At 47.9% G+C, this 25,402-nt stretch carries 27 protein-coding genes and 11 tRNA genes; 4 read left to right on the top strand and 34 right to left on the bottom strand.

Annotation, left to right across the window (positions count from 1 at the left end):
* Positions 1-2 precede the first annotated feature (2 nt).
* The 25 genes from Q0757_RS10430 to acpS form a co-directional block, all read right to left on the bottom strand.
* Positions 3-76 (bottom strand) — tRNA-Gly (locus Q0757_RS10430).
* 7 nt (positions 77-83) lie between these two features.
* A tRNA-Pro gene (locus Q0757_RS10435) sits at positions 84-160 on the bottom strand.
* Between the two features lie 27 nt (positions 161-187).
* Positions 188-264: transfer RNA gene (locus Q0757_RS10440), tRNA-Arg, on the bottom strand.
* Between the two features lie 6 nt (positions 265-270).
* Positions 271-358: transfer RNA gene (locus tag Q0757_RS10445), tRNA-Leu, on the bottom strand.
* An 18-nt stretch (positions 359-376) separates the two neighbouring features.
* Positions 377-462: transfer RNA gene (locus Q0757_RS10450), tRNA-Leu, on the bottom strand.
* A gap of 7 nt (positions 463-469) precedes the next feature.
* A tRNA-Gln gene (locus Q0757_RS10455) sits at positions 470-544 on the bottom strand.
* A 16-nt stretch (positions 545-560) separates the two neighbouring features.
* A tRNA-Asp gene (locus Q0757_RS10460) sits at positions 561-636 on the bottom strand.
* Between the two features lie 18 nt (positions 637-654).
* A tRNA-Val gene (locus Q0757_RS10465) sits at positions 655-730 on the bottom strand.
* A 4-nt stretch (positions 731-734) separates the two neighbouring features.
* Positions 735-809, bottom strand: a tRNA-Glu gene (locus Q0757_RS10470).
* Between the two features lie 8 nt (positions 810-817).
* Positions 818-908, bottom strand: a tRNA-Ser gene (locus tag Q0757_RS10475).
* Positions 909-910: 2 nt separating this feature from the next.
* Positions 911-985: transfer RNA gene (locus tag Q0757_RS10480), tRNA-Asn, on the bottom strand.
* Positions 986-1,153: 168 nt separating this feature from the next.
* Positions 1,154-1,603: a SprT family protein gene (locus Q0757_RS10485; protein WP_298787039.1), complete on the bottom strand. Its 450-nt coding sequence runs from the start codon at positions 1,601-1,603 to the stop codon at positions 1,154-1,156.
* A 55-nt stretch (positions 1,604-1,658) separates the two neighbouring features.
* Entirely contained in the window at positions 1,659-3,818 is a 2,160-nt protein-coding gene (locus tag Q0757_RS10490; protein WP_298787041.1) for a Tex family protein, read from the bottom strand.
* 169 nt (positions 3,819-3,987) lie between these two features.
* Positions 3,988-4,590: a PP2C family serine/threonine-protein phosphatase gene (locus tag Q0757_RS10495; protein WP_298787584.1), complete on the bottom strand. Its 603-nt coding sequence runs from the start codon at positions 4,588-4,590 to the stop codon at positions 3,988-3,990.
* A complete protein-coding gene (gene sigB, locus Q0757_RS10500) occupies positions 4,590-5,396 on the bottom strand; it encodes an RNA polymerase sigma factor SigB (RefSeq protein ID WP_022792609.1) in 807 nt (268 codons plus the stop codon). Before sigB ends, Q0757_RS10495 begins: the two co-directional genes overlap by 1 nt.
* Positions 5,350-5,841, bottom strand: coding sequence for an anti-sigma B factor RsbW (gene rsbW / locus Q0757_RS10505; protein ID WP_022792608.1), 492 nt, complete (start codon positions 5,839-5,841; stop codon positions 5,350-5,352). The genes sigB and rsbW overlap by 47 nt, the downstream gene beginning before the upstream one ends.
* Positions 5,841-6,176, bottom strand: coding sequence for an STAS domain-containing protein (locus Q0757_RS10510; protein WP_091612336.1), 336 nt, complete (start codon positions 6,174-6,176; stop codon positions 5,841-5,843). Before Q0757_RS10510 ends, rsbW begins: the two co-directional genes overlap by 1 nt.
* Before the next feature lie 89 nt (positions 6,177-6,265).
* On the bottom strand, positions 6,266-7,279 hold the full coding sequence (locus tag Q0757_RS10515; RefSeq protein WP_298787049.1) for a PP2C family protein-serine/threonine phosphatase: 1,014 nt from the start codon (positions 7,277-7,279) through the stop codon (positions 6,266-6,268).
* A 12-nt stretch (positions 7,280-7,291) separates the two neighbouring features.
* Complete coding sequence (locus tag Q0757_RS10520; RefSeq protein ID WP_022792605.1) at positions 7,292-7,705, bottom strand: anti-sigma regulatory factor; 414 nt, start codon at positions 7,703-7,705, stop codon at positions 7,292-7,294.
* A 2-nt stretch (positions 7,706-7,707) separates the two neighbouring features.
* A complete protein-coding gene (locus tag Q0757_RS10525) occupies positions 7,708-8,064 on the bottom strand; it encodes an STAS domain-containing protein (RefSeq protein ID WP_022792604.1) in 357 nt (118 codons plus the stop codon).
* 4 nt (positions 8,065-8,068) lie between these two features.
* The gene (locus Q0757_RS10530; protein ID WP_298787058.1) at positions 8,069-8,914 is read right to left on the bottom strand and encodes an STAS domain-containing protein; all 846 of its coding nucleotides are present in this window, start codon (positions 8,912-8,914) and stop codon (positions 8,069-8,071) included.
* 308 nt (positions 8,915-9,222) lie between these two features.
* Positions 9,223-9,510 carry a CopG family ribbon-helix-helix protein gene (locus Q0757_RS10535; protein ID WP_022792602.1) on the bottom strand — a complete coding sequence of 96 codons (288 nt, stop codon included), beginning with the start codon at positions 9,508-9,510 and terminating at the stop codon, positions 9,223-9,225.
* Positions 9,511-9,615: 105 nt separating this feature from the next.
* The gene (gene alr, locus Q0757_RS10540) at positions 9,616-10,767 is read right to left on the bottom strand and encodes an alanine racemase (RefSeq protein WP_298787061.1); all 1,152 of its coding nucleotides are present in this window, start codon (positions 10,765-10,767) and stop codon (positions 9,616-9,618) included.
* Positions 10,768-10,782: 15 nt separating this feature from the next.
* On the bottom strand, positions 10,783-12,324 hold the full coding sequence (locus Q0757_RS10545; protein WP_298787063.1) for an NAD(P)H-hydrate dehydratase: 1,542 nt from the start codon (positions 12,322-12,324) through the stop codon (positions 10,783-10,785).
* 1 nt (position 12,325) lies between these two features.
* Positions 12,326-12,688, bottom strand: a complete 363-nt coding sequence (gene acpS / locus Q0757_RS10550) for a holo-ACP synthase (RefSeq protein ID WP_298787065.1) — start codon at positions 12,686-12,688, stop codon at positions 12,326-12,328.
* Positions 12,689-12,803: 115 nt separating this feature from the next.
* On the opposite strand from acpS, the gene Q0757_RS10555 reads away from it, so the two are divergent.
* Positions 12,804-13,586: a rhomboid family intramembrane serine protease gene (locus Q0757_RS10555; RefSeq protein WP_298787067.1), complete on the top strand. Its 783-nt coding sequence runs from the start codon at positions 12,804-12,806 to the stop codon at positions 13,584-13,586.
* Between the two features lie 485 nt (positions 13,587-14,071).
* Here the strand turns inward: Q0757_RS10555 and Q0757_RS10560 are convergent, their stop codons facing one another.
* The 3 genes from Q0757_RS10560 to Q0757_RS10570 form a co-directional block, all read right to left on the bottom strand.
* Positions 14,072-14,332, bottom strand: a complete 261-nt coding sequence (locus Q0757_RS10560) for a metal-sensitive transcriptional regulator (protein ID WP_022792597.1) — start codon at positions 14,330-14,332, stop codon at positions 14,072-14,074.
* 91 nt (positions 14,333-14,423) lie between these two features.
* The gene (locus tag Q0757_RS10565; protein ID WP_298787073.1) at positions 14,424-15,674 is read right to left on the bottom strand and encodes a hypothetical protein; all 1,251 of its coding nucleotides are present in this window, start codon (positions 15,672-15,674) and stop codon (positions 14,424-14,426) included.
* Positions 15,671-16,210 carry an RNA polymerase sigma factor SigX gene (locus Q0757_RS10570; RefSeq protein WP_298787075.1) on the bottom strand — a complete coding sequence of 180 codons (540 nt, stop codon included), beginning with the start codon at positions 16,208-16,210 and terminating at the stop codon, positions 15,671-15,673. Before Q0757_RS10570 ends, Q0757_RS10565 begins: the two co-directional genes overlap by 4 nt.
* A 361-nt stretch (positions 16,211-16,571) precedes the next feature.
* On the opposite strand from Q0757_RS10570, the gene Q0757_RS10575 reads away from it, so the two are divergent.
* Positions 16,572-17,492 carry a GerMN domain-containing protein gene (locus tag Q0757_RS10575; RefSeq protein WP_298787076.1) on the top strand — a complete coding sequence of 307 codons (921 nt, stop codon included), beginning with the start codon at positions 16,572-16,574 and terminating at the stop codon, positions 17,490-17,492.
* Between the two features lie 51 nt (positions 17,493-17,543).
* Here Q0757_RS10575 and wrbA read toward each other — a convergent pair whose 3' ends face one another.
* Positions 17,544-18,161, bottom strand: a complete 618-nt coding sequence (wrbA, locus tag Q0757_RS10580) for an NAD(P)H:quinone oxidoreductase (protein WP_298787077.1) — start codon at positions 18,159-18,161, stop codon at positions 17,544-17,546.
* Between the two features lie 158 nt (positions 18,162-18,319).
* Here wrbA and Q0757_RS10585 point away from each other — a divergent pair, with 158 nt between their 5' ends.
* The gene (locus Q0757_RS10585) at positions 18,320-18,631 is read left to right on the top strand and encodes a helix-turn-helix domain-containing protein (RefSeq protein ID WP_298787078.1); all 312 of its coding nucleotides are present in this window, start codon (positions 18,320-18,322) and stop codon (positions 18,629-18,631) included.
* A 93-nt stretch (positions 18,632-18,724) separates the two neighbouring features.
* Here Q0757_RS10585 and Q0757_RS10590 read toward each other — a convergent pair whose 3' ends face one another.
* On the bottom strand, positions 18,725-19,393 hold the full coding sequence (locus tag Q0757_RS10590) for a CAP domain-containing protein (protein ID WP_298787080.1): 669 nt from the start codon (positions 19,391-19,393) through the stop codon (positions 18,725-18,727).
* A gap of 272 nt (positions 19,394-19,665) precedes the next feature.
* Here Q0757_RS10590 and Q0757_RS10595 point away from each other — a divergent pair, with 272 nt between their 5' ends.
* Positions 19,666-21,264 (top strand): peptide chain release factor 3, encoded by a 1,599-nt coding sequence (locus Q0757_RS10595; protein ID WP_298787082.1) that lies wholly within the window; start codon positions 19,666-19,668, stop codon positions 21,262-21,264.
* A gap of 326 nt (positions 21,265-21,590) precedes the next feature.
* Here Q0757_RS10595 and Q0757_RS10600 read toward each other — a convergent pair whose 3' ends face one another.
* The 4 genes from Q0757_RS10600 to Q0757_RS10615 are packed head-to-tail and all read right to left on the bottom strand — an operon-like array spanning position 21,591 to position 25,401.
* Complete coding sequence (locus Q0757_RS10600) at positions 21,591-22,688, bottom strand: NAD(P)/FAD-dependent oxidoreductase (protein ID WP_298787084.1); 1,098 nt, start codon at positions 22,686-22,688, stop codon at positions 21,591-21,593.
* A 25-nt stretch (positions 22,689-22,713) separates the two neighbouring features.
* A complete protein-coding gene (locus Q0757_RS10605) occupies positions 22,714-24,147 on the bottom strand; it encodes an NAD(P)/FAD-dependent oxidoreductase (RefSeq protein ID WP_298787086.1) in 1,434 nt (477 codons plus the stop codon).
* Complete coding sequence (locus Q0757_RS10610; protein WP_298787088.1) at positions 24,134-24,739, bottom strand: CDP-alcohol phosphatidyltransferase family protein; 606 nt, start codon at positions 24,737-24,739, stop codon at positions 24,134-24,136. The genes Q0757_RS10605 and Q0757_RS10610 overlap by 14 nt, the downstream gene beginning before the upstream one ends.
* A complete protein-coding gene (locus Q0757_RS10615) occupies positions 24,736-25,401 on the bottom strand; it encodes a TVP38/TMEM64 family protein (RefSeq protein WP_298787090.1) in 666 nt (221 codons plus the stop codon). The genes Q0757_RS10610 and Q0757_RS10615 overlap by 4 nt, the downstream gene beginning before the upstream one ends.
* Position 25,402: the final 1 nt, after the last annotated feature.

A 25,402-nucleotide genomic window follows, 5' to 3' on the forward strand; every position in this document is an offset into this window, starting at 1 on the left:
AATGGAGCGGGTGATGGGAATCGAACCCACGACATCAGCTTGGAAGGCTGAGGTTTTACCACTAAACTACACCCGCAAATAAATGGTCGGGAAGACAGGATTCGAACCTGCGACCCCTTGGTCCCAAACCAAGTGCTCTACCAAGCTGAGCTACTTCCCGCAGTTGCTGCCGAAAAACATAAGTAAATGGTGCGCCTGAGAGGACTTGAACCCCTGGCCTTCTGATCCGTAGTCAGACGCTCTATCCAACTGAGCTACAGGCGCATATTATGGTGCGGTCGAGAGGACTTGAACCTCCACGGGATAAACTCCCACTAGGCCCTCAACCTAGCGCGTCTGCCGATTCCGCCACGACCGCGTACCGATAAATATATAATGGTGCGGGTGAAGGGACTTGAACCCCCACGTCACAAGGACACTAGATCCTAAATCTAGCGCGTCTGCCGATTCCGCCACACCCGCATGTTGTTGGCTGGGCCAGCTGGATTCGAACCAGCGCATCACGGGACCAAAACCCGATGCCTTACCGCTTGGCTATGGCCCAATATATTGGGTAAAAATGGCGGGCCTGACGGGATTTGAACCCGCGATCTCCTGCGTGACAGGCAGGCATGTTAACCGCTACACCACAGGCCCTCAATTGTATAAAGAAAATGGTGGAGGATGACAGGATCGAACTGCCGACCCCCTGCTTGTAAGGCAGGTGCTCTCCCAGCTGAGCTAATCCTCCATGTTGGTGACCCGTACGGGATTCGAACCCGTGTTACCGCCGTGAAAGGGCGGTGTCTTAACCACTTGACCAACGGGCCATAGTAAATGGCGGAGAAGGAGGGATTTGAACCCTCGCGCCGTTTACACGACCTACTCCCTTAGCAGGGGAGTCCCTTCAGCCACTTGGGTACTTCTCCAATGGCTCCGCAGGCAGGATTCGAACCTGCGACCAATCGGTTAACAGCCGATTGCTCTACCACTGAGCTACTGCGGAATGTGAATATTTCTTTTTTGAGACAAAGAAAATTCTACAAGATCTATTATGTAATGTCAATACGCTTTTAAAAGGGAATTTACAGCTTTTTTTGCCGGTTTTTGAAGCGCCCTCTCTCAAGCGACTTTTATAATGTATCACATAGAAAAAACACTGGTCAAGGTTTTTCTATATTTTTTTCAATGTTCCTTTGCAGGCTGCACAGACATATTTTCGTGTGTCCAGCTGCCTCGTTCTTTTAAAAGAAATTTGACAGCTTTTACAGGCATACTGATAACGTTTTTTCTGTTTTAACCGGTATTGTTCCAAAGAACGGCAGTGCATGGTGCCTTTCACCCGCTTCAGCAGCTCCTGAAATTCACCGTCTTGATGTTTGTACCCTTTCCCTTCCAAGTGTAAATGATAATGGCACAACTCATGTTTTACAATATCAATGACTTCCTGACGCCCATAATCGTTCATCGACCTGGGATTCACTTCGATATTTCCTGTAGAAAGCATATATCTTCCTCCAGTGGTACGCAGCCTTTGGTTAAACGAGGCACGGTGTTTAAACAGCTTTTGAAATTTTTCTGCCGATATCTCCTGCGTCAACGCGGTTAATTCTTCGTCAGTCATTTTTTCCTCCTTAAAAAAACAGAAGGTATGGGCGCCCTCTGTTTTTATTTCCTATTTAGTTTACCATCGTCAGTGCTACACGTCCCCGTTTTTGATCAATATCTTCCACCCATACCGTAACTATTTCCCCTACCGATACTACCTCCATCGGATGCTTGATAAAACGGTTCGCAAGCTTTGATATGTGCACGAGACCATCCTCTTTGACGCCTATATCAATGAAAGCCCCAAAATCCACTACATTTCGAACTGTGCCCTGGAGCTCCATACCTTTTTCAAGGTCATCAAGAGTCATGATGCCTTTTTTCAGGAGAGGCTTCGAAAATGTATCACGAGGGTCGCGGTTGGGCCTTTTTAAATCCTCTATAATGTCCTGAAGTGTAGGAACGCCTACGTCGAGGGCTGCAGCCAGCTGGTGCACCTCCTGATTTTCCAGGACTGCCTTCATTTCTTCTGTGCCGGCCTGCGCTGCTTCAAGTTCCAGATGACTAAGCAGACGTTCTGCCGTCTGATAGCTTTCCGGGTGAATAGCCGTACGGTCGAATGGGTTCGAAGACTCCGGCACACGTAAAAAGCCTGCTGCCTGCTCGTATGTTTTTGCTCCAAGTCTCGGGACCTTCTGCAGCTCTTTACGGCTTGTAAAGCCTTCAAGCGCTTCTCTTTGCTTTATCACATTGTTTGCCACCGCTTTAGAAAGGCCAGCCACGTATTGAAGCAGACTGCCCGAGGCACTGTTCACGTCCACGCCCACCTGGTTTACTGCTGTCTCTACGACAAACGTCAATGACTCATTCAGCTTTGCCTGCGAAACGTCATGCTGGTACTGCCCTACCCCAATGGATTTAGGGTCTATTTTCACAAGCTCCGCCAACGGATCCTGGAGCCTTCTTGCAATGGAAGCTGCACTTCGTTCCTCAACCTGAAGATCCGGAAATTCTTCCCGGGCAACCTCCGAAGCAGAATACACGCTCGCACCGGCTTCGTTCACAATAATATACGAGACGTCTTCGCCCGCTTCCTCCACGACTCCCGCGATAAATTCTTCTGTTTCCCTTGAAGCCGTACCGTTGCCGATAGCTATAACCTGTATGCCGTATTTTTCAATTAAGCCAAATACCTCTTTCTTCGCTTCGGCTACTTTATTTCTCGGCGGAACCGGATAGATCACCCCCACCTCAAGCAATCTTCCGTTGCCATCTACGACTGACAATTTACAGCCGGTACGGTATGCCGGGTCGACGCCAAGTACTGTTTTCCCCTTCATTGGCGGCTGCAGCAGGAGATTTCGAAGATTTTCGGAGAAGACAGAAATCGCCTGCGTTTCCGCTTCTTCTGTTTTGACCTTCCGAAGCTCCCGCTCGACTGCCGGCCCGATCAAGCGTTTGTAGCTGTCTTCGATCGCTTCGTTCAGCTGCGGAACAGCGGGCGAACCAAAACGCTTTACCACTTTTTTTTCTATAGACGAAAGTATCCTGTCCTCTGGTGCCTGGAGGGAAATTTTCAGTACTCCTTCACTTTCTCCGCGGTTCATGGCTAACACACGGTGCGACGGGGCCTTCGCCAGTGCTTCTTCATGATCGTAGTACATGCTGTAAATACCGCGTTCATCCTTGGTTTCATCTTTAGCCGCGGACTGAAGCCTCCCCTGCTTGTAGCTGATCTCGCGAACACTGTGGCGGATGCCGGCATCATCGGCAATTTGTTCAGAGATAATATGCCTGGCACCTTCAAGTGCTGCTGTGGCGTCTGCCACTCCGGATTCTTCGTTTACAAACGCTTGCGCCTGTTCCTCCGGTATACCTTCTTTTGGCTGTGACATGAGCCATTCCGCTAACGGCTCAAGCCCTTTTTCTTTCGCTGCCGTCGCCTTCGTTCTTCTTTTCTGTTTATAAGGACGGTACAGGTCTTCCACTTCCTGAAGCTGTACAGCTTCATTGATGGATTGTCTTAACTCCGGCGTTAATTTTTCCTGCTTATCAATCAGCCGCAGTACTTCCTCCTTACGCTCGGCCAATTGATTCGCATAATTCCAGGCCTGCTGAACATCCCGGATCACCATTTCGTCCGAGGCACCGGTCTGCTCTTTACGGTAGCGGGCAATGAAAGGAACCGTATTGCCCTCTTCAATCATATGTATAATGTTTGTGACATGCTTTTCCCTTATCTGAAGATTGGAAGCTATTTGGGACGTGACACCGCTCATCTCTTTTTCCATTTATATTTCCTCCTGTCCAGCGTACAATCCATTGAAATCTACACTTATTATACTATACCGCACGCCTTCTTATGTAAGGGGCAAGTTCATCATAACATCAAAACGCCTGATCTGCTTTCGCTCGTTATACACAAAAAACCCTTCCACCACCAGCAGTGATGAAAGAGCTTTAACCTAACGCGCCAACCATTAAAGTGACATCGTCGTTTTCATTTTCAGCTTTTTCGGCAAGCCTGTTTTTGTATTCCTCTACCGAACGCATATAAGGCAAAGCGCGTTGGTCTTCAGGAGTCACAGTCATGCCGTCCGAGTGAAGAACAAAAGAGATCCCCTTATCGAAAGGAACGTACTCAAGCCGATATTGAAACTTCCTGCCCGAAAGATAACCCTTGGTTGGGATCGGCCGAAAAATCTCTTCATTATCAGCACTGATATAGCAGGTAATATTACCGATGCTTCCATAAGTCAACTCCTGCTCCTGATAGCAGACTTTAATGATCGCAAGAACCACTCCCCGTTCCGAAACAAGGGCCCGGTTACAGCGCTCCAACAGCATAGGAATAGACTCTTGTTTATGAGCCCGGATAATATTCATGGCTATCTCTGCGGACTGTCTGGCACCTTCACCGCTGCCCAGGCCATCCGTCACAGAGCAGAGAAAAAAGTCCTCTGTTTCGACTACGAGGTAGCTGTCCCCACACACTCGGTTGCCCGGCTTCGTCTTTTGAAAGACCGCGGTATTTACTTGTGTATTCGAGGTGGAGTCCGTCATTACAGGCACTCCGAAGGCTCCACTCTTATGGATTCACGAAGCTTCTGCAGAGCCCTTCGCTGCAGCCTTGAAACGTGCATCTGAGAAATACCCAGCTGTTCTCCCGTTTCTTTTTGGCTCAAGTTTTCAAAATACGTGCACCGCAGTATCTCTTTTTCTCTGTCTGTTAAAACCGCAAAAGCTTTTTGAAGCAGAAGCTGCTGATCTGTTTTTTCATATCCTTCTTCATTGGCGCCGACAAGGTCCAGCAGCGTGACAGCACTGCCTTCCTGATCTGCTTCTATGGAACGGTCCACAGATAAAGCCTGATAGCTTTTGCCCATTTCCATGGTTTCGAGCACTTCTTCTTCACTTACTTCGAGGTACTCGGCAATTTCGTCTACATACGGAGAACGCTGCAGACGGGTTGTCAGCTCTTCCACGGCTTTTTTGATTCTCGGTCCCAGTTCCTTAATACGGCGCGGCACGTGCACACTCCATGTTTTATCACGGATGAACCGTTTGATTTCCCCTACAATTGTTGGGACCGCAAACGATTCAAAACTCCTGTTAAAAGAGTCGTCAAAACGGCGCAGTGCTGCCAGAAGACCGATCATACCCACCTGATAAAGGTCGTCATCGTGATCCTGTCCCCGGGAAAACTTTCTCGATAAAGACTGTACAAGCGGTTCATAATGCTGTACCAGCTTCGTTTGAATTTCTTCCGTCGGGTCTTCCTGAAACTGGCGGATCCATTCATAAACTTCTTCACTCGTACCGTTATTTTTGTTCTTGCGCGTTTGTTTCGGTTGAGACTCCGTCGACATTATTTTCCACCTCGTCTCTTTGCAGAAACTTTGTCATAGAAATAGCCACTCCATTTTCGCCGCTGATTTCTACTTTATCCATCAATGTGTCTATGAGGAACAGTCCAAGTCCCCCCTCTTTCAGTTCATCGATCGGTTTCCTGCTGTCCACGGGGCCGAGGTTTTGATCCAGTTCTTCAAGAACAAAGCTTTGGCCTGTGTCTGCCACGACCATTTCCACCCGGTCTTCAAACACATTACAGGACAGGTGCATATTCCCGGTTTCTTCGTACGCGTGGTTGACAACATTTGTGCATGCTTCCGCTATCGCAATTTTAATGTCCTCAATGTCATCGTAAGAAAAACCGAGGCGGTTTGCGAGCCCTGAAACTGTCAGCCGGGCGATCCCAACATATTGAGGCTTGGCCGGAAGGGTCATTTCCAAATAATCTGACTGGCGTTCCATTATTTGGCCTCCTCTGTATTTTCATCATCAATAGTGATTACTTCATCAAGTCCGGTAATGGTAAACAAGCGCTTCACACGTTCATTCAGTCCTGTCAGACGCAGCGTCGCGTCATGATTTTCAGCTGACTTCAGGGCTCCGATAAATATTCCGAGGCCGGTGCTGTCGATGTAGCTTACCTCTGTCAGATCCACTACCACTTCTGCGCCTTCTTCTTCTGTCAGCGGGTTCAGATTTGCTTTCAGTTCCGGGGCCGTATAAGCATCGACTTCTCCGGCTACTTTCAAAATTTTCTTTTTATCCGATTTCTCTATCACTTCTGTCGATAAATTCATTTAGTAAACCTCCTCATAACCATGCTGCTATATATAAATCACGATTTTTAAATGTGCATCCTTTTCATTTTTCCCAAATCACAATCTGGTTAAACATTTCTGCGCAGTATAATTAATGTAAAATCGTCACGAAGCTGAAAGCCCTGGGCTCTTTCCAGCTCATAAAATACGTGATTTACAATCTCCTGGGCAGGCAGGTGCTGATACGTGCGAATGAGCCGCGTGATGGCTTCACGCTCAATAAAGCCGTCATCGGTCCGACATTCGGTGACGCCGTCTGATAAGAGCACAACAAAATCTCCCGGATCCACCGTGAGTTGATATTCCTTATAGTTGGTGTTGCGTTTAATTCCAAGAACGATTCCTTTGGCATGAAGCTCTTCAAACGTATCTTCAGCTGCCTTATAGTAGAAGCCGGGTTCATGCCCAGCCCCAGCATAATTAAACTGGTGGGAACGCGAATCATATGATCCGTACATCATCGTAATGAACATGTTCGAAGCAATGTTCTGCTCCACCACCCGGTTTACGTTTTCAAGTAAAGCCCCGGGCTGCAGACGCTGCTCCGGGTAACTGTCCATCGTGTACTTGATCATCGACATACATAAAGCAGCCGGTATCCCTTTACCGATAATATCAGCGATCGCAAGCCCGACACAGTCGTGGTCGTCTTTAACAAAATGATAATAATCACCGCTCATTTTCGAAGCCGGAACACTTAGAACCCCTACATCCAAACCGTTTACGTGTGGGATTTCATCCGGGAGAAACGTCTGCTGCATATTCGCAGCCACGTTAATTTCTGCTTCGAGCTCCTTTGTTTTGTCACGAAGGCTCTGGTGTTCCCGGTAGGCCAGGCCGTAGCCCATCATTACTTCGAGAAGAAGCTCAAATGATTCGTGAGCTCCTTTAGGAAGATCCGGAAAGAATTCCTCCAGCACCTCCAGATGAAGGCTGACCACTTCTTCCGGAGAAATCTGTTCCTCAAGCACTCTCTTGCTGAACTGCTGGGCGTAATAAAGCCCCTGTTCGCTATGTTCTTCTAAATACGCCCGTAAAATATTCGCGTATTGATCATGTAACAATTCTTTCGACTCAGCCAACGTTTTTCCTCCTTAACGGAGCCATTTGATTGCCGTTATCGTTGTCCCCTCTTCCATCACGGAGTCAACGTCAAAATCATCCATTAGTCTTCTCACTCCTGGAAGTCCGGCTCCTAAACCACCCGAAGTAGTATATCCGTCTTCCATTACTTCTCTTATGTTCTTAATGCCGGGGCCGCGGTCCTTCGCCGTAATCTTTATACCCTTCTTTTTCTGGGTCCCGCGGGTTTCTTCCACCGCTTCGATAACGATTTCCCCTTTTTCAGCGTACAGGTAAATGTTTCTTGCCAGCTCTGAAATAGCTGTCGTTATCCGAGCCTGATCCACACCGCCAAATCCTATTTCCTTAGCTAAATTCCGTCCAGCCTGCCTGGCTGATACGATTCCCCATTCGGTCTGCACTTCAACGCTGGATTGGATACTCATGCTTACCCCTCCAATTCCTGTTGAAGTTTCTCAAGTCCCTGCTCAAGATCTAGCGCTGTTGGTACTTCTTCAAGCATAATGCCCATATCTATCAGGGTTATCGCCACTGCCGGCTGAATCCCCGTCAGAACAACTTTTGCTCCCATTAAATTGGACATTTCCACGACGTCGCCCAGCACTTTAGCGATAAATGAATCAATCATATCCACTGAGGTTAAATCAATTACTACGCCTGTAGATCCCTCTTCGTGAATTTTGCTAAGCAGATCTTCCTGAAACTGAAGAGCTGTTTGATCATCTAGATCTACTTGCACTGAAATTAATAAATAATGACTTAGTTTTAAGATTGGAATCCGCATCGATTTATGCCCTCCATTCTGCTCCATTCTCTATCTGAACCATTTTGCGCTGCGTCAGCTCAAGCGCTGATTCAATACCCTTGCGCAGGCTGCTCTTCGTCGGGAAGGTACTCAGATCAATACCCAGATTCACAATTGTCTGGGCAATTTCCGGGCGGATACCGACCAGAATGCATTCCGCCCCTACCAGCCTCACCGCTTTAGAGGCCTGAATAATATGGTTTGCCACCATAGTATCCACTACCGGCACGCCGGTTATATCAATCAAAACCACCTGGGAACGATGCTGAATAATACCGTCGAGCAAATTCTCCATAATAAGCTTTGCCCGCTCGGTGTCAATCGCTCCAATTAATGGCATGACACTAACCTTTTCAAAGACAGGAATAAGCGGAGCAGAAAGTTCATTCAGAGCCATCTGCTGAAGCTCGAGCGTCTTTATCCAAGAATCGGAATAATCATCAACCAGCTGGTTCACAATCGCATCCACCCATTCTTCCACTTCTACAATCAAGCGCACGCTGTCTTTTTCTGCATTATTAATATATGGAACAATATAGGCAGTAACGATGCGCCGGAACACCTGCATCCCCTGCGTAAAATAGCTCAGTGGCCAGTCGGTCTGAATAAGCCGCTCCGCAAAATGCTTAATTTTACCCTCGGCTTCCGACCGCTCTAAACGGACTGAGCTGTACAGCACATCAATAAATTCTTCGTTGTTTGTGAATACCAAATCATCAGGAAGGGAGTTTTTAAAATATTCTTCCTGAACCCGGGCCATCTCTTCTTTCCATTTGGAAACCAACTGTTCCTGATGGTCATTGATAGCCTGCACTACAGATGAATGCATCGTGAATTCCTCCATCTAGTCTGTCCATTTCCATTTACGGGCTGGAATAAATTTCATGTATTAATGCCCGGACTGGTGCACACTTTGTATTGTTATATTATTTGTTAACGGCACACCTGTGCACTATCATACTCTATTTAGTATTATTCCATGTATAATACTTTAGCGCAAACAATTATGGCTGCAATCATATATATTCCTGAATAAAATTTATTACAATAAAAAAGCTGCCTGCCTATCACAGACAGGCAAACAGCTTTTATATTCATTTCTGTTTCTTTAAAAGAAGAAATATAATTTCGAGTGTTTCAGATTCCGCTAAGCAATCGGCGATTCAAAGAGTGATCCACTTCTGTTTCTGCCTGAAATGACTCAGCAGCAATATTCAAATTGATACTGCTCATTTCTTCATACCCTTGCTTCATCGCTTCTTGAAACTCCAGACGTTGGCGTTCTTTTAAATACATCTCCGTGGCTTGATGAATAAATTCATTGCGGTTTGCGCTCTGCTGCCCCTCTTCAATCATTCCATCAAGTTCGTCAAGAAGATAGTCAGGCAGGCTGACCTTAATCTGCTTAGTGCTTTTCTGATGCACTCCACACACCTCCAGGTTGACCCTTTTAGATTCCCATCCCTTAATAATTACTTAATTCATCATAGCATTTCTATATGCTGTTTGCAAAGCGCGTTTTTCATAAATTCAGGGTTCAAACCTGTTTTCGGGAGTATATACCCGGGGTACGCGTTTACTGATAATGCAGGGAACTTCGTATGTAATCGTTCCAAGGCGGCTGGCTACTTCCGTGACGCTGATCGTTTCCTCTTTCTGGCTGCCAATCAATGTCACTACCGTATCCACTGGGAACTCATGCGGCAGCCGCACCATCATCTGGTCCATACAGATCCGTCCTACAATAGGGACGCGGATTCCTCCTGCCAATACCTCCCCCTGATTTTCAGCATGCGCTCTCAGCCATCCGTCTGCATAGCCAATAGGCACAGTACCGATCCATTCATTTTCCGTGGAGGTGTACGTTGCTCCGTAGCTGATGCTCGTGCCCGGCGGTACTTCCTTCACCTGCGTCAGACGGCTGTGAAGCGTGAATGCCTCCTTCAGTGTAAATGGAAGATGCCCGGTAATATCTGCTGCAGGAGTCAATCCATACATCGAAATACCGAACCGGACCATATTAAAGCAGCGCTCCGGAAAACGCATAGCTGCTGCACTGTTACCACAGTGAATCAGCCGGGGGGCGTTCCCCATCTGCTGTACCAGGGCAACGACCTGGGAAAAACGGGCATACTGCTGTTCAAAATAAGTAGTCTCCAGTTCATCAGCAGTAGCGAAATGCGTATACATTCCTTCCATTTCTATAGAGGGAGTGCTGGTTACGGCAGCCAGAAAAGAAGTGATATCTTCGTCATTTATCAATCCCAGCCGCCCCATTCCAGTGTCTACTTTCATATGAATTAAAAGCGATTCCCCGACTGTATACCGGGAAGCCTCTTTTAACCATTCTTCCTGAAAGACCGTGAGCCGGATATCGTGGCGGGCAGCCACCGCGGCGTCCTGCGGCCGTGTTCTGCCAAGCACAAGGATAGGCAGTTTTATGCCGGCATTCCGCAGCTCGAGCGCTTCTTCAAGCAGCGCCACCCCAAAATAGGACGCTCCCGCCTCCGCTGCTGCCAAAGCAGTTTCTGCCGCCCCGTGCCCGTAGCCGTCCGCTTTAACCACAGCCATTACAGCCACGTTCTCAGCATGAAGCTTCCGTACTTCACGGATGTTGTATTTAATATTTTCTGTGTTGATCTCCACCCACGTATTCCGGTAGGATTCGCTGGAAAACGCCATGATGACTCCTCTTTTCTATCGTTTCTTTTGTGCCTGAATGAAAGTCAGGGCTTTTGGCAGATAATCGATTAAATTGGATGCAGTAAACGAATAATCCGATATTCCTGCTTTTATCGCAATTTCTGCAGCCAGACCGTGGGTGTAAACAGCATTACAAACTCCTTCTTCCACCGTTGGGCCCTGAAGCATCATGGCAAGCACAATGCCGGTCAGCGCATCCCCTGACCCTCCTTTAGCAAGGGCACTGCTGCCACTAGTATTCACATACTGTCTGCCTTCAGGGGTAGTAATAATCGTATTTGGCCCCTTCAGCACAAGGTAGCAGCCGAATTTACGAGCGTATTCGCGTGAGACCGTAAACCGTTCTGCATTGATTTGCTTTGGAGAAAGGCCTGTCAGACGGCCCATTTCACCAGGATGCGGAGTCAGAATCAGCGGGTGTTCTCTGTTGATCATTTCCGTCTCCAGCTCCGGTAGAAAATAAAGTCCGTCGGCATCCAGCACGAGTGGCGTTTGTGTTTCTGTCAGCAGACGCTTCGTTAATACTCTCGTGCTTTCTGTACGACCAAGCCCGGAGCCGGCTGCAACACCGTCCATCCCGTCCCAGGGAAACGGCGTTTTCTGTAAATCGGCGACCTGGCCGTCTTCTGTTTCAGGCAGCGGGAAGTAGGTTGCTTCAAGCACATGAGAAGCAACGGCACTCAATGCAGACGCCGGAACGCTCGTAGTCAGAAGACCAATGCCGGCATGAAGGCAGGCGTTCGATGCGATGGCCGGGGCCCCGGGCATATTATAGGCTCCTGCTATCAGCAGCCCTTTGCCATTATCGCCCTTGTGAGACTCCTGTGTCCGCTCCGGCAGACTTTTGGCTGCATTGGTTAAATCCCATGTCTGTCTTTTCTGATCCAATGCTTTCCACGAAGCTTCCGGTACGCCGATCGGTACAACTCGAAGCTCTCCGTAATAGTGCCTCGCCGGATACAGATACGTGCTCAATGTAGGAGCTTCAAGAATTACCGTAGCGTCTGCATTCACGGCCATATTAGGCAGTTCTTCCTCGTTCGCCGGTACTCCAGTAGGGATGTCCACAGCTACCACCGGTGCCGTTGTGCTGTTCAGCCACTTTGCGGCAGAATAAAAAGGCTCCTTCAGTTCTCCGTGAATCCCGGTACCGAGCATCGCATCAATATAAATGACCCCCTCCCCCGGCAAATCCGGTTCAGGGAAACCGTTACCTGCTGCCAGCGGAAGCCCGCACGCACGGTACAGGTCTTTATGGTACAGCGCTCCTCCGGAAAGGGCGTTCTCTTCTGCCAGCAGATACACATAAACATTCCATCCAAGAGACGATAGTGTCCTGCCGATAACAAAACCGTCCCCTCCATTGTTTCCTTTTCCGGCAAAGATAACAGCCGTTTGTGCTTCAGGATACATATCATGAATCTCACCTGCTGCTGCTCTTCCCGCGTTTTCCATCAGCAGCTCTTCTTTCATTCCAAGTGTTTCGATGGTGTATTGATCGAGCTCCTGCATCTCTTTGCTTGTTACGACCTGCATCCTATTCGCTCCTTTCTTCAATAATAACCTGAGCCACAGCGCTGTCCCGCGAATGACTGATAGAAACATGAATAATATAGGCCTCGTAGCCAGTGCAGCAAAGCAGCGGTTCCCCCCGCTCTCCATTGCTCACTGTAATATCGTGAAAACCCGTCTCCGAAGAAATGCCAGTGCCTGCTGCCTTCACAAACGCTTCTTTGGCAGCAAACCTTCCTGCTGTGAATTCTACCAGTCGTTTACCGGAAAAACGCTCGCAGGCCTGTAATTCGTCTTCATTTAAAATTCGCGGCAAAAATTTCTTTTGTTCTAAAGAGCGCTCAATCCGCTCTAATTCAATGATATCAATGCCAATTCCTTTAATCATTACTTTCTCCCTTCCCGCAACGCTTTTCGTGTATTCCTTTATTTATTCATGCTACACTGACCGTACATACTTATACGATTTAGTATACCCGTCAACAGAAAGGGGACTAACCCACTTGTTTATCCGCCACGAGACTTTTTCTACATTTATAAGACGCTACCCTGTAATTTCAGTAATATTAGCGATCCACCTGCTGTTGTTTTTCTGGGTGAATCTTTCGGAATTAACGAACGGTCTGATTCCGTTCGGGGAAGTTGTCTATTATTTAATGGTCGGCAACAACTTCGCTATTCAGAGCGGAGACTACTGGCGCCTTCTTACTCCAGTGTTTTTACATACGTCTTTGGGGCACGTGCTTTTTAACTCCTTTGCTTTGCTGCTGTTCGGACCGCCGCTTGAATTCATGCTCGGCCGCCTCAAATTTCTGGCATTTTATTTAACAGCCGGAGTCATTGGAAATATTGCTACGCTGTTTTTTGGTTCGCTTTACCTTTCACACCTTGGGGCCTCCGGAGCTATTTACGGCCTGTTTGGCGCTTATGTATTTATTATGATGAACCGCCGGCACCTTATTGACCCTTCAAGCGCCCAGATAGTTGTGGTTCTTCTTGTGATAGGCATGGTATTCACTTTGCTGAATTCCGGAGTCAATATATGGGCACACGTATTTGGATTCGTCGCTGGATTCGGGCTGATTCCTTTGTTCTTAAAAAATGTAGTCCCATTTTATTTCTCTCAAGGCTATGGACCTTCTTCCGGGAGCCGCAGACCGCGCCGGAAAGTACGCGCGGTGACTGCCCAGAAAGCAGGAAGACGAATCGCCCTAATTGTCGCCTACGTCATTGTTGGGGCCGTTCTTTTACGTGTGCTGCAGCTCGTCATCGCAGCGTTAATGTAAAAAGAAAAGCGGAAGAAGCTGAACAGTGACGCGGGATCTGGAGGCTCTTTTGACAAGTGGCTCTTTCACTTGGAAAGAAGAGCTGAAGAGACCTGCCGTCACTGGCTTCTGGAGCTGGACATCAAGAAAAGCGGAAATGCCCCGAGATCCGCGAAGGATACTTCCCGGCCGCGCAGAGCAGCCCGCTGCTCGAAGTCGGACGGAAAGTAATTCCGAGAGGCTGGGCATTGAAGCTGGACATCAAGAAAAGCGAAGCCCCGCGGCACAGGAGTCTTATCCGACTGGCCTGTTCCCTGGCTGGACTTGGCCAGAGCCAAGGAAGCCAGGGTGGCCAACGGAATAAGCGACTGCGGGGCGTAGCTGGACAAACAAAAGCGGAAGAAGCTGAACAGTGGCGCGGCAAAAGCATGCTTTCATCTCTATATAACAACCGCTTCCCCAGATAGAAAAGAGGCCCCTTCCCGCAGAAGTGGCCTCTTTTTCGTTTATCTGCTTTTCACAAGCAGATTGATAGCTTCCTGGACAGATTCATTGGTGTCTTCTCCGCGCTCCATTTGTTCGCGCATGCACTGCTCCAGATTTTCACTGACAATTACGCCAATCGCACGGTCCATTGCAGAACGTGCAGCTGACATCTGTCCTACGGTGTCCCGGCAGTCCTGCCCTTCTTCCATCATTCGAAGAACACCCCGCACCTGCCCTTCGACACGGCGGAGTCTGTTTTTAATATTGGCATCATATTCCATGAGTTAAGCGGCCTCCAATGTATTCAAAATGTACATTGTTATTATACATGAAATAATTGGGAATTTCCTACACTCTCCAATAAATTTTTAATCAGCTTGCTTTCCACTCAATTGTATTAGGTGCTGCAGGGACTTCCCATTTTTGGTTCAGCGGAACTTCTCCGAGAGTGTCACTGTTCTCAGAGATAAATTTTATGGTTTCATACCCAAAATCCGCTGCCGCCAGCCCCACCGCATCAATCATCGCCTGCTCCTCGCCAGACGCATCTTCGAGCGAGCCACTCAGAGTAATAGTTACTGATTCTCCTTCGCCTTCCACATTTCCTACAGTAAGAGAGCCAGGGATCGGAGCTCTCACTTCTGAAATTTCAGGTCCTTCATTCATTTTCGCCAGCGTTTCCTCTAAAGATAGCAGACTCCCATTTTCATTCGTAGTAGAAACACCCGCTCCTTCACCAGTCACTAAATAAGAGGCGTCATTTACATCATATAAATAATAGCCGCGATTCTCATCAATATCCCGGACATTTATTTCTTCTTCACTTCCACTGCCTTCATCGGGTATATTTGATACTTCTATATCTTTTTCCCCCAAATAACGGGCGAGCTCTTCAATGCCGCGTTCGATCTGTCCGGATTCCAAAGCCGTGGTTTCAGAGGATACTGCCGCTTCGAGACTGCCATTCTCTGCATTCTCCCAGGATACCTTTTCGGTCATAGCAGGGCCGAGCCCGAATTCATTGCCGTCCACTTCTTCAGTGATAAAGCTCAAAAGCTCTTTTAGGTCCGCTTCTGCTACAAACGTTAACGGGACAATAACCGCTCCCCGGGCACTTTCAAAAGGGATAGTCACAGCGTTCACACCGCCGCTGCCTTCTTCCTTCGTAAGCGCGGCTACATAACCACCCGGCATTTCACCGCTTTCTTCCGTATCCTCCTGAATCTTTGGCGGGGCATCTTCTGTGCCGCTCTCTGCCGGCTCAGGCTCTTCATCTTCTCTGCTGTCTGTATCGTTTTCAGCAGTATTTTCCGATTCATGCTGTTCGGCTGACTCTGAATCTCCGGCCTCATTCTCGTCTTCAGCGTTTTCTTCTTGAGAAGGGGAAGCCGTCTGATTCGAAGTCCACCATATTCCCGGAACGATAAGTATTGCGAGTAGGAGAACTGCCGCCGATGTAAAAACAGGAACTGGCCAGCGCCGGTGCGTACGGTGTCTTTTCTTTGAGTCCAGCCGATCCTGAATATTATGATAGATTTCATTTTTGGATCGTTTATCCTTCACACGGGGCATTTGCTTTAATGAATGTTCAATCCGTTCCCTGGAACGATTATGCTTCTTCAATCTCCTGCCCTCCTTTCTTCTAAATTTTCCCTGCTTTCCATTAGCTCCTGTATTTTTTTCACGGCCCGGTGCTGGGTCGTTTTCACTTTACTCTCCGACCACCCGAGCACTTCAGCTGCTTCTTTGATCGAGAGCGATTCCACGTAACGCAGTATAAGCACCTGCCTCTGATCCGCAGAGCATGCTTTCATGCATTCATAAATTTCACGCACATCGTCTTTTGCAGTAAGAATCTCATCAGGAAGAGGAGCTGGGTCCCGCATTTCTTCTTTTGATAAAGGACCAAGCACTCCCAGCCATTTCCGCTTTTTTCTGTTTTGCTTGCGGATCCAGTCTATGCCAACATGTCTGGCAATGGAATAAAGCCAGGTTTTTTCACTGCTTTTGCCTTCAAATGTTTCAAAGGAATGCAGCACTTTAATGTAAACTTCCTGGACAAGCTCCTCAGCTGTTTCACGATCTCGGACCATATAAAATAAATATTGGAAAAGGGAGTGATGATATTGTTCATATAGCCTTTCAAACTCATCATGCATGATGAACACTTCCTTAATGTAGACGTTCCCTGTCTTTATTAGTTACACCGGTAATTTTATTAATAGAAACGGAAAATAGAATTACGTTTCCACCCGTTTTCTGTTTATGTATATTCAAAGTTTCATTCTTATGCTGATGCCTCATAAGATATTAGCAAAATACTTCGCACTATTATAGCATTTCCGCGTCTTTTTCTGAAAAACCCCCCGCCGCTTTCATGCTCTGGTTTAACATTAGTAAAGTCCTGTTTATGTTCATTTGGGGGATTTGAACCTTTCTTTATTTTGAAACATGGTATAATTATGTAACAACATTGTATTATTTGTAAACTAAATTTAATATTCGACCTGGGGGGATTCCATGAAAAGATTCTCATTTTTAGCAGTTGCTGCCACAGCTATTATTACTCTCAGTGCCTGCGGTACCGAAAATAGCGGAAATGAAGAAAACAATGAAAAAGCAACGGAGACAGCATCTGTTGAAGCCAACGAAGAAGAGAAAGCAGAAAGTGACACCACAAAAAATGAAGAGCAGACAGATAAAGAGACTGCTTCCAAAGCTGGGGAGAAGGAAGAAGCAGAAGACAGCGCAACTACAGAAGAAGCTGTCGCAGAAAATGAAGAGGAGAACCCGGACTCCGCAGACACTGCCAGCGAAGACACTTCACCTGAAAATGAAGCGGCAGAAGAAAACGCTTCTGAAGACACAGCCAACAGCGAAGAAGAAGCGGTAGAAGAAAGTGCTTCTGAAGATACCACCAACAGCGAAGAAGAAGCCCCATCAGGCTCCACAGAGACTGCCGAAACTACAGATACAGAAGCAAACAGCACTTCAGCTTCCGGGGAGGAAGAGGCTGTCACAGAGGAAGTGACTGTTTACTACCTCGACGGTGATTTAATGGAAACAATTTCTGAAAACCGAAGCCTGGAAGCAGCATCTGAAAACGACCTGCCGTTTGAAGCTATGCAGGCATGGCTCGACGGCCCTGAAACAGAGGATGCCACAAGTCCGCTTCCAGTGGAGACCGAAGTACAGTTTGTGGAATTTAAAGACAATACTGCCTATGTTTCCTTCGAGCCTTCCGTCCTTGACGCTACTACAGTCGGCAGTACTCTCGAGCTCGCATTTGTAGAACAGCTGGCAGCGCTCATGGACCAGTTTGGATACGGTCAGACTCAGATTCTCATTGACGGCGAAGTCGTCACAGACTTTTACGGCCACCGTGAAATCGACCAGCCTATAGAAGCAACGGATCCTTCCGAGCTTTACGGCAGTAATTAACGCCAGATATAAAAAAAGCGCCCGCACATGCGGACGCTTTTTTGCTTTCTCTTAATTGCTAAGCTTCTCTGAGACTCTGGCCACGCGGGCACCTAAACGGCCGCCCATTGTCAACTCGCCTTCGCTTGGCATCCGTGTTCCGTCCGGACCAGCAAGCGTAGAAGCACCGTACGGCGTTCCGCCGACAAAGTCGCGTTCAGCCATTTCCGGATTCTCTCCATAAGGAAGACCGACAAAGATGAACCCGAAATGAAGAAGCGGCACGACCGACGTGATAATTGTTGTTTCCTGACCGCCGTGAGCTGTATTTGTACTCGTAAAGATGCCTGCTACCTTGCCTTCAAGTGAACCGTTGGCCCAAAGGCCGCCAGCTGCATCCATAAATTGCTTCACCTGTGCCGGCATATTGCCAAAGCGTGTAGGAATACCCCATACAACGCCGTCAGCCCATACGAGATCGTCTGTTGTAGCTTCAGGAATATCCGCCTGTTTATTTTGCGCCTCTACGTAGGCATCCTGCGTGGACATTCCTTCCTTAGCCATTTGGGATTCGGGAATTCTTACAATCCTTACTTCTGCGCCTGTTTCTTCCGCGCCTTTTGCTACTGCTTTTGCCATTTCGTGTATATGTCCATAGGAACTATAAAATGGTACCAATACTTTACTCATCGAAAAACACCTCTATCACTTATATTTATAAAGTTACTTACTTTTCGAAAGTACATGAAAAAATCTGCACTGTCAACTCACCCTTCAAGCTATACCCCAGCCCCTCCTCTACGAAACAATGATTTTGTGGTACTATGTTCATAAAGAGGTGAACTATTATGCAGAAGACTTCCATCTGCCCAAAATATGAATTTGCAGCGGAGCTGCTCGGAAAAAAATGGACGGGCCTGTTGATCCTAGTCCTTCTTCAGGGACCGCTCCGCTTCAAAGATATAAAAAGAGAAATTCCGGACATGAGCGACCGACTGATTACAGAACGGCTGAAGGAGCTTGAAGAAAAGGGTGTGGTCGAACGCAGTGTTTTTCCGGAAAAGCCTGTGCGCGTTCAATACCAGCTGACGAGTAAGGGGGAGGATCTCGAGCCGGTTATTAATGCGATCCAGGACTGGGCTGAAGCATGGGTTCAATAAAAAGCAGGTACTTTTCATATGGGAAAAGCCTGCTTTTTGTCATGACATAAACACAAAAAAAGCGCCTGCCAAAAGGCAGCCGCTCTTAACTCTTTATTTTTCCAAAAACATCTGCGTCCAGTATTGCCCGTATTCTCCGCCTTCTTCATAGCCAATTGCGATATGCGTGAAGTCCGGATTTAAAATGTTATCACGGTGTCCCGGTGAATCCATCCATGCATCCACGACATCCTGCGGCGTGTCCTGTCCAGCTGCAATGTTTTCTCCGGCTCCGTCATAGCTGACGCCGAATTCCTGCATCATTTCAAAAGGACTGCCGTATGTCGGACTCTCATGGGCAAAATAATCATTTTCAATCATGTCCTGAGATTTTGCGTCCGCTACGCTTTGCAGGGAGCTGTCTGCTTCCACCGGCTCAAGTCCGTTCTCTGCCCGGACTTCGTTCGTCAGCCGCACCACTTCCTGTTCAAATTCTGACTCACTTTGAGAAGAGACAGCCTCTGAGGTTTCAGCTGAACTGCTTTCTGAAGAGCTGCTTTCGCTTTCCGGTATAGCAATGCTCTGGCCTACATTAATCACATTAGGGTTCTGAATGTTACTGTTTTCTTCCATGAGCGCTTCTACACTCACTCCGTGCTCCCCGGCAATCGTATTTAAAGTGTCTCCGGACTCTACAATGTATGTATCCTGTCCAAGAGCGGTTAATGGGAAAATAAGTGTTGCTGACAGAGCACCGACGACGGCTGTTCTTTTAAATCTCATGTCATTCACCTCTTATAAATGATAACGTTATAATAAAATTTTACCATTAATTTCTTGAAAATAAACATTTCAAAGGAATTTTACAAATTTTTGCGGCTATTGTCCTACATTTTACATTAATTAAATCTAAAACTTATCTTATCGAAATAATTACTATGGCAGTGCCCCCTCCTCGTTGTTGCCGAAAACGAAGATTATCTATTAAGATAGGAAGAGTGCTTACGAACGCGGACAGATGATCAGCAAATTTAAACGAAGGATGGATATAACGAATGGCTACATGGAAAAACGAAATCGAATCGCGAAAGACGTTTGCCATTATTTCGCACCCGGATGCCGGGAAAACGACCTTAACAGAAAAGCTTCTGTACTTTGGAGGCGCTATCCGCGAAGCCGGAAGCGTTAAAGGAAAGAAAAACCAGCGTCACGCCACAAGTGACTGGATGGAAATCGAAAAGCAGCGCGGCATCTCTGTCACAAGCTCCGTGATGGAGTTCAACTATGAAGGGCACCGCATCAATATTCTCGACACTCCCGGTCACGAAGACTTCAGCGAAGATACGTACCGTACGCTGACCGCAGCCGATTCGGCAACCATGCTTATCGACGCGGCCAAAGGGGTCGAGGCACAGACTAAAAAGCTGTTTAAGGTCTGCAGCATGAGAGGCATTCCCATCTTCACCTTTATTAACAAGCTCGACCGCCAGGGACGGGACCCGTTCGAGTTGATGGAAGAAATGGAAGACATTTTAGGTATCCGTTCGTACCCGGTTAACTGGCCGATCGGTATGGGCCAGGACTTTCACGGTATCTACGACCGCCATGCCAAAAAAGTAGAATGGTTCAATCCGGATTCCCCGTCCCAGACGGAAGTCGTTTATGTAAACGGCACCGACGATCCTAAGCTGAAGGAGCGAATTGATCCACAGCTCCTGGCTGCTTTTCAGGAGGAAATTGAGCTTCTTGATGTAGCGGGGGATGCGTACGATGAAGAGCGTATCAAAAGTGGTGAACTCACGCCTGTCTTTTTCGGCAGCGCTGTTTCAAATTTCGGAGTGCAGAATTTCCTGGAGTATTTCATGGAATGGGCACCCGCTCCCGTCGGAAGGGAAAGCGATCAGGGCTTCGTTTCCCCGCTCAGTGACAATTTTTCCGGATTTATTTTCAAGATCCAGGCGAACATGAATCCAAAACACCGCGACCGGATTGCCTTTATGAGAATTACATCGGGCAAATATTCTCCAGGTATGCAGGTCAACCACGTCCGCATCGGCAAGAACATGAAGCTGCACCAGCCAACGCAGTTTCTTGCCAAGGACCGCAGTATCGTTCAGGAAGCCTACGCCGGCGATATTATCGGTCTGTACGATCCGGGCACCTTCCGGATTGGCGACACACTTGCAGAAGCAGGCACCTTCTCTTTTGAAGAAATGCCTCACTTTTCTCCTGAACACTTCGCTTCGATTTCTGTTAAAGATGCGATGAAGCACAAATCATTTGAAAAAGGCCTTCAGCAATTAACCGAGGAAGGGGCCATCCAGCTGTTTAAAACGTATCAGTGGGTGCCGGAGCAGCAGATTGTCGGAGTAGTCGGTGTGCTTCAGTTCGAAGTACTCGAGCACCGGCTGAACAATGAATATAACGCTCATATTAAGATGGAAAATCTTCCATTATCAGTGGCCAGGTGGGTCGACGGCCCAGCGGAGGCAATGAATACCTTCGCCAGAAAACAAAAGAATTTGGCTCTAGACCGAAACGACCGGCTGGTTGCTCTGTTTGAAAATGAGTTCCAGTTAAACATGGCAAAGGACAAATATCCTGATATTTCCTTCCACGAAAATTCCTATTTCGTTTCCAGCCAGACGACGTAGGAAGATAGCAAAACGGACTGCCTTTTCACCAGGCACTCCGTTTTTTACGTTATACAAAGGATTTTTATTTCATGCCTTCAGCGGGCATCTACGCTTTTCTCTGTCCAGCTTCAGAAGCCAGTGGCGGCAGGTCTCTTCAGCTCTTCTTTCCAAGTGAAAGAACCACTTGGCAAAAGAGCTTCCAGATCCCGCGTCACTAACCGGCTTCTTACGCTTTTCTTCCTGTCCAGCTTCGATGCCCAGCCGCTCGGGTCACTTTCCGTCCGACTACGAGCAGCAGGCTGCTCTGCGCGGCCGGGAAGTGCCTGTCGCACCTGATCGGGCATCTACGCTTTTCTTGAGGGCTGTAGTTCTTTGATGAATTTTTTGTCGATCCGGTGCTTGATTTTAAACGGTGCTTTACCTGCACGGGCTTTGTCACCGTAAATCATCAGCCCCTGCTTGCGTCCGAGATTTAGAATCGCCATATAATTTTTTTGCGGCGAATACTTGGTCAGCTTTTTGCCTTTCAGGGAACGCTTAATGTTCTCAAGAAGCACAGGTGCTTCTTTAACAGCCGATATTCCATTTTTCGGAATGTCTTCATGTCCGGCAATGGTAACGCAGTCCCCCACTCCGAATATTTGCGGATACGCTACTAACTGCAGGTGTTCGTTTACGAGCAGATAGCCTTCGCTGTCGACCGGCAGCCGGGAGGCTTCAAACCAGGCCGGTGCTTTTGGTCCGGTCATCCACAGCAGGTCTTCATAAGGAAAGGACAGCGAATCTGTTTCCACCGTCCGGTCTGTCACCTGGTGCACTTCTTCGTTTTCAAAGTATTCAATCCCTCTCTTATCAAGAAGATCATACACCTGCTGCCGCGTTTCCTCTGTGTCTTCCGGAAGGAGTTTACTTCCCGAAATAATTTTCACCGGCGCCTGAAGCTTGTTTTTACTTCTCCATGCCTGCGTGGTGAATGCCATCTCGACTCCAGCATAACCGCCGCCGACAATAACCGGGTGATGGCTTGTCCGTATGCTTTCCACTGCTTCCGAGAAGTTTTCATTAGCTTTTAGGACCTCCGCATGCTTTTGCACATGTGGAATTTCAAGCCCTTTTGGCTGGGCACCGATATCTACGGACAAATAGTCAAAATGCATAACTTTACCTGCATTGGTGAGCACAATATTCTGCTCCGGATCAATGGAAGTAACCTTGGCCGAAACAAACGTGCCCCCGTTTTCGTTACAGAATGACCGAAGCGGAACACGGATGTCTTCGATGGCGTAGCGCCCTTCCATATAGCCTGAGTACATGCCTGAATAATACTGGTACTGTCCCGGGGAAATAAGAATCCACTCTACGTCTTTTTTCTTTTTTTTCCACTCTTTTATCACGGAAAGATGGGTGTGGCCTGCTCCGACGAATATTACTCGTTTAGTCACTGTATTTCCTCCTCTGTCTTTTCAATTACCGAAACCATGCTACATACTTTTTAAGTACCTTGTTGACCGGACTGTTAAACAAAGCCTTCCGCCAGTATTCATCCGCTGCTTTTTTCACGATGTCTCCATGAGCCGGATACGGATAAACCACACTCGAAAATGAACGCAGCTTCTTCTTCCACGTTTTTGCTGCGGTGACCTGCTGCATCCAATCAGCCGCATGGCGTCCGACAGCATGCGCTCCGATGATGTTTCCTTTTTGATCAGTAATAATTTTCACTAAAGGAACCGGGTCGCCTTCAGCCAGAAACCGGTCCACCTGTTTTCCTTCAATACGGTAAATACGGGCGTCTACGCCTTCAAGCTGTTTAGCTTCTTCTTCGGTCACACCCAGATGAAAAATCTCCGGCTCAGTATAATACGCCCAGGGGAGCGCATTATAATTAATTTTCCGGCGCAGCCCAAAAACAGCGTTGGAGACCACCGTCTGGCCTTCCATACCGGCCGCGTGCGTAAACATATAGCCTCCGCTTGCATCGCCAATGGCGTAGATATGCGGCACAGACGTCTGCATGGTATCCGAGACGTCGATGCTCCTATCTTTCTTTACCCTCACACCGGCTTTTTCTAATCCTATGTTATTGGTGTTCGGCACACGCCCTGCCGCAAGCAAAAGCGCATCCGCTTCGATCTTCTGTTCGGTTTCTCCTTCTGTAACAGCATACACACGCCCATTTTCTTTTTCGAGCCGTACCACCCGGGTGTTGGGAATAAAATGGATGTCCTTCTCTAATTCCTTCTGCGCCCGTTCAGCAATTTCCTTTTCTTCTTTTGAGAAAATGCGATCCCCCGAGTCTACCGCCGTCACAGAAGAGCCGATTCGTGCGAGCGTCTGGGCAAGCTCCATACCAACCGGGCCGCCTCCGACACACACCAGTTTTTCCGGCAGCTTCTCCGCCTCGAAAATCGTTTCGTTCGTGTAGTAAGGCAGAAGCTCCAGATTTTCAATAGGAGGCACATTCGGACTCGAGCCGGTAGCAATGACGATTCTTTTTCCGCCAAGGACACTTCCATCCTCAAGGTACAGGTGATGCGGATCCATAAATTCCCCGCGCCGCATGTATACATCAATCCCAAGCGCTTCGAATCCGCTTATATCATCAAGCTCCTGCACATCGGCTACCGCGTTTCTCACTCTTTCTTTCACCCGTTCAAAATCAGCGTTTCCATCCAGCTGCAGACCGAATTCTTCTGCTGCTTTCCGGGCGTTCTGTATTTCTCTTCCAACGGTCACAAATGCTTTCGACGGTATACAACCGGCATGGAGGCATTCCCCTCCAAGGTTTTCCCGGTCGTCGACCAAAGCGGTCCTCATGCCAAACTGCGCCGCTCCGGACGCCACGGTCAGCCCGCCGGACCCGCCTCCAAGCACTATTAAATCGTAGTCAATCTGCGGCATTTTCATCCTGCTCCTTTAATAATCGTTTTGCTTCCAGCAGTCTCTGCAGAGCGGTAAATGTTTCGACAAATAAAAATAAAGCAGTGGAATAAAGTAAAATAGCCGGAAAAAGCATCATGACGGAAAACAAAATAAATCCCTCGGTCCGCTCGGCTAGTCCCGCCTGGTAATAAAACGATTTGATTCCGCTCCGTTCTGACATGTTTCCCACTGTTAAAAACACGGTAATCGAAAACAGTATGGAGACACTTAACAGAAGCAGCAGCCACATTAAATCCGGATACCGGAAGGCCAGCCCAAGCAGAACACTCGCTTCCACAAGGCGGTCAAACGTAATATCAAGCACCGTTCCAAACGCCGACGGACTGGTTTTTCTCGCCATTGCACCATCCACGGTGTCTAAAAACCCTGAAATCCAGAGGCAGATAAAGGCTGCCCACGCAGCATCAAAATAAATAAGCGGTCCTGTAAGCACCCCGATGCCAAATGCAAGAACAGTTACCTGATTGGCTGTCCAACGCCGGTTCAGAAACCAATCGGCGGTTTTGTCTATGACCGGGTCTGCCCATTTCCGGGCGTGTGTATCAATCATTGCAGATCCCCATTTACATTGTTTATATTATTTTCATACCCTTTTTTCCGTAAAATGACAACTACGGTTAAAAGAGCTGCAAAAACGCTGACCGCTCCCACTATATATTTCCATTCCCCGGTTAACAGTCCCGAGCCTAAAAAGCTGTAGCCAACTGCTCCCGGCAGCAGTCCAATAACGGTAGCTGCGGTATAGGAAGACAGTCGGACTCTGGACAGTCCGCATACGTAGCTCACAAGGTCAAAATTCAATATGGGCAGAAGCCTCATCAAAAGCGTTGCCCGGAAGCCTTCCGCTTCGAGCTTCCTTCTCCAGACTTCCATTTTTCCTTTAATTTTTGTCTGAAACAATTCTTTCCCGAGCAGCCTCCCGACTCCGTATGCGAGCAGAGCCCCGCTGGTCCCGCCAATTAAGATGTATATCACGCCTGCAGCCGGACCAAAAGCGAGCCCGCCGGCAAGCGACATAATCGAAGCTGGAAATAAAATAAGCGGCCGGAGCATACAGGCCGCAATGTAAATAACAGGAGCCCAGGCACCGAGTATTAAAATTTCATCCCTTACCGCCTGCGGCGAGAACCGGAACACTTCGGCGTTCAACCAGGCGATTGTCACAACAGCTGTCAGAAAGACAACATATTTTATAATACTTTTAATGCTCATA

Origin of the sequence: uncultured Marinococcus sp. (assembly GCF_947493875.1) — a bacterium.
Taxonomy (GTDB): Bacteria; Bacillota; Bacilli; order Bacillales; family Marinococcaceae; genus Marinococcus.